This is a genomic window from Bacillus sp. MBGLi79 (assembly GCF_002953915.1).
In genome coordinates this window covers 2312585-2319340 of record NZ_CP026521.1, presented here as the reverse complement: position 1 = coordinate 2319340, position 6756 = coordinate 2312585, and the positions used below count along the sequence as shown (strand labels likewise).

The following is a 6756-nucleotide window of genomic DNA, read 5'->3' as shown; positions in this document are numbered from 1 at the left end:
CCTCCCGCAGCTAAACAGATTAAAGCGGGGAGCATAACCCAAACATGGCTTATCCAGGCTAATAATAAGCAACCAAAAGGAGGTCTACCATGCTCATCATTGAATCGCTAATAGGATACGTTTGTTTCTTTACTGTTAATGCCATTTATGATACATACATCAAAAAAGCCAAGACTCCGTTTGGACACTTGGCTTTGATTTCGCTTGTTCAGACTGCGATTGCTTTAAGTCTTTTCTTTATTTTCTCCTGATTATAAGAGGTTGCCGCTTTCCTCAGCGGCACTCAGCTTTTCGATCATTCCTCCGGATTCAGCTCGCTTGTCAAGTCGCCGCCCGTTCCTTAAAAAATCCAAAACATGATGATTTATAATATCTCCGCTTTTCCGTCTTCGGGGAAGCTGTAATGCTCCGCTGATTCAACTTAAACTCTTTTTCTTTCCGCGATTAAGAATCACCTCTAGGCAACGTACGGATGTCTATAAAACAACCCTATTTTCTTTTAGAAAAATGAAATTAGTTCATAAGAATCAATTTTAGATTATGAAAAAGAAATGATAAAAGACACTTAATATGCTTAAAAAATTATGGTAAGTTTTTGAAGGCGCTAAATGTAAAAGTTTGTATGATCAACGCTTATGCAAAACGGTTATTAAATATGAACTACAGGAGGGGATGCGGAGAAAGAAGAGCAAAGCGCCGGCAGATAAATCACCGGTCAGGTTATTGCGGTTGGCCAAGATTCTGAACGCGTTCTTCCGGAAGAGGGCTAGGCCCGGCTTCGCGAAGGAATAGAGCTATGAAAGAAGCTGCTTCAAGATTAGAAATCGCCCCAAAGCCGGATCGCACTTTCCAAAGACAGGGGCTTCTGCCGGAAAAATCGGCAACTCGCCTGATTTTATAGATAAAAGGAGGATGTTGGTCATGAAAATGAAGTGCGGTGCATGTTTATTGGTTCTTGTGCTATTCATGAGCTGTATACCTGGGAAATCTATACTTGCTGCCAGCACAACCATTGCAAAACATGTAGGGAATTCTAACCCGCTTATAGACCATCATTTAGGAGCGGATCCCTTTGCGCTGACCTATAACGGAAGAGTCTACATCTATATGTCCAGTGACGATTATGAATATAACAGCAACGGAACGATTAAGGATAATTCATTTGCCAATTTGAACAAAGTGTTCGTCATCTCTTCAGCGGATATGGTGAACTGGACAGATCACGGAGCCATTCCGGTGGCAGGTGCCAACGGGGCTAATGGCGGTCGGGGGATTGCGAAATGGGCAGGCGCGTCCTGGGCCCCGTCAGTTGCAGTTAAAAAGATAAATGGTAAGGATAAATTCTTCCTTTACTTTGCAAACGGCGGCGGAGGTATCGGGGTCCTCACCGCAGACAGCCCGACCGGGCCGTGGACAGATCCGATCGGAAAAGCGTTGGTTACAACAAGTACACCGGGAATGTCCGGCGTTGTTTGGCTATTTGATCCGGCAGTGTTCGTAGATGACGACGGCACCGGTTATCTGTATGCCGGCGGAGGCATCCCTGGCGGTTCAAATCCAACGCAGGAGCAATGGGCAAATCCTAAAACAGCACGAGTCATAAAATTGGGGACCGATATGACGAGCGTTGTTGGAAGCGCGTCTGTGATTGATGCGCCTTTCATGTTTGAAGACTCGGGAATTCATAAACATAACGGAAAATATTACTATTCCTATTGCATCAATTTCAGCGGTGCGCACCCGGCCAATATACCACCGGGTGAAATCGGCTACATGACCAGCTCAAGTCCCATGGGGCCCTTTACGTATAGAGGGCATTTCCTGAAAAATCCGGGTGCATTCTTCGGGGCTGGCGGAAACAACCATCATGCTGTTTTCAATTTTAAAAACGAGTGGTATGTGGTGTACCATGCTCAAACTGTCAGTTTCGCTTTGTTCGGAGCCGGCAAAGGATACCGTTCTCCCCATATCAATAAGCTGGTCCATCTTGCAGACGGGTCCATTCAAGAGGTGGCGGCAAATTACAGGGGAGTGTCTCAGCTTGCCAATTTGAATCCGTATAACCGGGTAGAAGCTGAAACGTTTGCCTGGAATGGACGCATTTTGACGGAGAAATCCTCAGCACCCGGCGGACCGGAAAATAATCAAAACGTCACAAGCATTCATAACGGAGACTGGATTGCTGTAGGAAATGCTGACTTCGGCACGCGCGGAGCGAGGACATTTAAAGCCAATGTCGCTTCCACTGCAGGCGGTAAAATTGAAGTCCGTCTCGACAGTGTAACAGGTAAGCTTGTGGGAACTCTGAATGTACCTTCCACAGGCGGAGCGCAGACTTGGAGAGAAATAGAAACCACTGTGAGCGGCGCAACCGGTGTTCACAACGTCTATTTTGTATTTACCGGAAACAGTTCAGGCAACTTGTTTAATGTTGATTACTGGCAGTTTACACAAAATGAGCACCGGTAACAGCAAAAAGGTGGTCTCAGAAGGGTTTTCATATACCACAACAATGAGAGGATGAAAGCATGTGAAAAAATTAATTTGTGTATTGTTGGCATATGTAACGATGCTGTCGCTCATGTTAACCGGGCCTGCCGCTGCTGAAGTTTCAGCAGCCAGTGACGCAACAGTTCGTCTATCTGCAGAAAAACAAGTGATTCGCGGTTTTGGAGGGATGAATCACCCGGCTTGGATCGGGGATCTTACAGCAGCTCAAAGAGAAACCGCCTTTGGCAATGGACAGAATCAGTTAGGCTTTTCAATTTTAAGAATTCATGTTGATGAAAATAGAAACAATTGGTACAGAGAAGTGGAGACGGCAAAGAGTGCGATCAAACACGGAGCAATCGTTTTTGCTTCTCCCTGGAATCCGCCAAGCGATATGGTTGAGACTTTCAATCGGAATGGAGACACATCAGCTAAACGGCTGAGATACGATAAGTACGCCGCATACGCGAAGCATCTTAACGACTTTGTTACCTTCATGAAAAATAATGGCGTGAATCTGTATGCGATTTCCGTCCAAAACGAGCCTGATTACGCACACGACTGGACATGGTGGACACCGCAAGAAATACTTCGCTTTATGAAAGAGAACGCCGGCTCGATTAATGCCCGTGTCATCGCGCCTGAGTCGTTTCAATACTTAAAAAATATATCGGATCCGATTTTGAATGATCCGAAGGCGCTTGCCAATATGGATATTCTTGGCGCTCATCTTTATGGTACACAGCTTAACAATTTCGCTTATCCACTGTTCAAACAAAAAGGAGCAGGGAAAGATCTTTGGATGACGGAAGTATATTATCCGAACAGTGACAATAATTCTGCGGACCGCTGGCCTGAGGCATTGGATGTTTCGCACCATATTCACAATTCGATGGTAGAGGGAGATTTTCAGGCTTATGTATGGTGGTACATCCGCAGATCATACGGTCCTATGAAAGAAGACGGTACGATCAGCAAGCGCGGTTACAATATGGCTCATTTCTCGAAGTTTGTCCGTCCCGGTTATGTCAGGGTTGATGCGACAAAGAGCCCCGCTTCAAACGTTTACGTATCTGCCTATAAAGGTGACAACAAAGTCGTTATAGTTGCCATTAATAAAAACAACTCAGGGGTTAACCAAAACTTCGTTCTGCAGAATGGATCTGTTTCTCAAGTATCCAGATGGATCACGAGCAGCAGCAGCAACCTTCAACCTGGAACGAATCTCAATGTAACAGACAATCATTTTTGGGCGCATCTTCCGGCTCAGAGTGTGACAACATTTGTCGCTAACCTCCGCTAATATTAACGACGCCGCGCATGAAGCGGAGTTACAAGCCGCACAGTTCCGATATGCCGGGCTTAGCGGCCATTTAGTGAAAAGGCATACGAAAAATATTTAGTTCTCGCAATCCAGGGTGTATCTGTTAATGAGACAAAGAGGGTGCCGCCGCCGGCACCCTTTCTGTCGTTTTCGGTTTATTCCTTCGGAAACTTCACCTCCGGATATGACGGATTCGGCTTGCTGATCAAGCCGCCGCCGGTTTCTTTTAAATGCTTGTTGAAAAAATCCAAAACGTACCGGTTCACGATATCCGCGCTTCGTTCGCCGTCGATGTCGCCCGTCATGCCGAGCTGCTTCAAAAGTTTTGAATAAAGCTGCAAGTCGGTGAAGTTGTAATGCTCCGTTCCTTCAATATACACCATTGACGCTTGATCAATGATTTTGTATTCCTTTTTTCGTTCCTCAATCATCTTGTTGAATTCTTCTTTCGTTAAACCCGAATTTTTGATTTCTTCATCAGAAATTTTTCCGCTGAGCGTCTTGTCTTTAATGTTCATAAAGCTACTCGATTCCATGAATAGAAACGGCTTTGAAATCGCCTGCTTGCCGTTGACATTGTACAGTGAACCGTCCATGTTGATTCCGGCTTTAATTTTGGGATTTGAATATGCGGCGTTAAACGCCGTGGCGCCGCCGAATGAGTGACCCATCATCCCGATGTTGTCCATATCGAGTTTTCCCTTAAAGGCATCGCGATTCAGCTGATCCAACTGGTTGATGACAAAGTCGGCGTCCTGCGTCCAAATGTTCCCGAGCTTGCTGCTGTTTTCGGAAACTCCGTTCATATATCGCTCGGTTGTTAAGCCTGTCATCCGTCCGTCTGGAAAAGCCGTTGCCATCGTACTGTACGTATGATCGATCGCCACTGCGACAAACCCATGGCTTGCCAGATGTTCGGCTTGGGAAGTGTGCAGCAGCCGGCTTGTTCCGAAGCCGTGGCTGATTACGACGACTGGATATCGGGCTTCAGCTGATGAGATCGCAACGTTTTCGTATGAGTTTGTTTTGATGTAGCGCCAATAGTCCAAAGCAAACGGGGGAAGACCGAATCCATCTGCGAACTTCTCGATATATTCGTGAAATGTGCTTGCGTCTTCGGGAAAGAGAGGTGCCCGTTTCTGTCCATGCAAACCTTGGGCGGGGTACCATACTTGGATCATCAGTTCTCTTTTATCGTGCGGATTTTTTGTCAGCGTTTCTTCTCTGTCGCGGTCGGTCAAATGAAACGTCTTCGTCCCGACAGAATAAGCGCCGTCAGGCTTAGGCAAATCGAAGACGGGCAGGTATACAGACAGGAAGACGGAGATTGCCAGCATGGCGAATGTTAGAACATACAAGCCATATTTCAGCGGCTTCCACATCTTGATTTGAAGCCTTTTACCGAAGATCGCGATAAAGGCGAGGGCGGCGGAGATCAGATAGATCAAAACCATTTGCCATCTGTATCCCTCAAAAAAAAGCTGTCCCGCCAACACGCCAATACTCGCAAATCCGGCTGCCGCCGCAAGCTTTCTCGGCATTTTTTGCTGAAACAGCATGACAAAAGACAGGAGTGTTAATAATATTTCGAAAGTTCTCATGATTTTCTCCCTTATGTAAGATGTTGGTGGTCTTATACATAACGAATGTGTGGTTTGATTGGTTGCAAAAATATTCCTTGTTCTGCATTAAAAAAACCGCCGGGTTACCCAGCGGTTGCAGCTTATGATGTTGTGGGGTCGCTATCAGCTAGTTTTCCTTTATCTGTTTCACGTGAGCGACAATTCTGTCTCTCTCTGTTTCCTCCAATGTGTAAATCTTCGGAGAAAGAGGCACGTCAAACCCGGCGTGAGAGTGAAAAAAGTCAAAGAGCAGCGTCCCGGCAGGCTTTTCTTGCTGATCGGAGATGACAGCCCAAAACACCCGTGAGCGGCAGTCGTCAGCTCCCCATTTTTCCATGGACTGTCTAAAGTTTAAGCCTTTTCCGATGAAAAAATCACCTTTTCCCGCATCTTGAATCGTTGTAAAGCCGGACTGTTCGAGACTTTCAAATACAGGAGGCAGCAGGTGGTCCAAGTAGACGCCGTAAGTCGCGTCTTCCAATTCGGGAAACACCTTTAAAAGCGCTTCGCGATGATCGTCAAGCGTTTGTTTCCAATTGGCGGCGACATAGCTTTGCACCTGTTCGCCGATTTCTTTGATCGACATGTCGGGTCTAAAACGTACCTTATACAAGAACGAAAACCTCCTTTTGATTACTTGAAATCCATTATATAACATTCTCCTGCACAGTGGATTCTCAATATAAGAGCGAACCGGACCTCTGCCGTGGATAAAGGATTTTATCAATGGTAAAAAACGAAACGGCAATCATGATTTCCGCCGAAGAGGTCAGCAGAACGTCGTCCAGCAATTCGTCCGCTGTAAAAATCGCGGCCCATAAACATCCGATCGTGAGCATTTCGGCTGCAAAAAACGTGATCCGCCGATTGATGCCCAGCAGCTTCATACTGTGGATGAGCAGCTTTTCAGCCGGTTCCAGGACAAAGGTCAGTGCGGTATAACAAAGCGTAAACAAAAGCAGGGACCCGACAGTTTGGTAAAATGCGCCCGGCAGATGAAACAGGATCGAAATGCCGAGAAAGTGGGCGAAAAAAACGAACATTACCGATAAGCAGCAAATAACGAAATGTTTCATGATACAACTCCTTTTAAATATGTACACAGCAGCCGAAGGCCTGCAGGATATGTCTCCTGCAAGCCTGGCTGGTTATTTCATATCAAATTTCACGACCGGATGCTTTTCTTTAGAGAGCATGTTTGTAAACTCGCTGCCGACGTCGAGGTGCTGGCGGACAAGCTCTTCCGGAACGAGCGCGAGCCATTTGTTTAAAGCAACGTCAGCATAGTGGTCGGCGTTGAAGCTTTCGAGGAAGCGAAGC

At 46.2% G+C, this 6756-nt stretch carries 6 protein-coding genes and 1 pseudogene; 3 read left to right on the top strand and 4 right to left on the bottom strand.

Annotation, left to right across the window (positions count from 1 at the left end; translation table 11 throughout):
• Positions 1-89: 89 nt before the first annotated feature.
• From C1T29_RS11540 to C1T29_RS11530, 3 genes are all read left to right on the top strand, one after another.
• Positions 90-251, top strand: a complete 162-nt coding sequence (locus C1T29_RS11540; protein ID WP_153247050.1) for a hypothetical protein — start codon at positions 90-92, stop codon at positions 249-251.
• A gap of 670 nt (positions 252-921) precedes the next feature.
• A complete protein-coding gene (locus C1T29_RS11535) occupies positions 922-2469 on the top strand; it encodes a glycoside hydrolase family 43 protein (RefSeq protein ID WP_025810750.1) in 1548 nt (515 codons plus the stop codon).
• 100 nt (positions 2470-2569) lie between these two features.
• On the top strand, positions 2570-3793 hold the full coding sequence (locus C1T29_RS11530; protein WP_025810751.1) for a glucuronoarabinoxylan endo-1,4-beta-xylanase XynC: 1224 nt from the start codon (positions 2570-2572) through the stop codon (positions 3791-3793).
• 176 nt (positions 3794-3969) lie between these two features.
• Here the strand turns inward: C1T29_RS11530 and C1T29_RS11525 are convergent, their stop codons facing one another.
• The 4 genes and pseudogenes from C1T29_RS11525 to C1T29_RS11510 form a co-directional block, all read right to left on the bottom strand.
• Positions 3970-5415, bottom strand: a complete 1446-nt coding sequence (locus tag C1T29_RS11525) for an alpha/beta fold hydrolase (protein ID WP_025810752.1) — start codon at positions 5413-5415, stop codon at positions 3970-3972.
• 148 nt (positions 5416-5563) lie between these two features.
• A complete protein-coding gene (locus C1T29_RS11520) occupies positions 5564-6049 on the bottom strand; it encodes a DUF6022 family protein (RefSeq protein ID WP_023856306.1) in 486 nt (161 codons plus the stop codon).
• 64 nt (positions 6050-6113) lie between these two features.
• Complete coding sequence (locus C1T29_RS11515; protein WP_025810753.1) at positions 6114-6512, bottom strand: YrvL family regulatory protein; 399 nt, start codon at positions 6510-6512, stop codon at positions 6114-6116.
• Between the two features lie 72 nt (positions 6513-6584).
• Positions 6585-6756: pseudogene (locus C1T29_RS11510) on the bottom strand (oxalate decarboxylase); the annotation flags it as partial.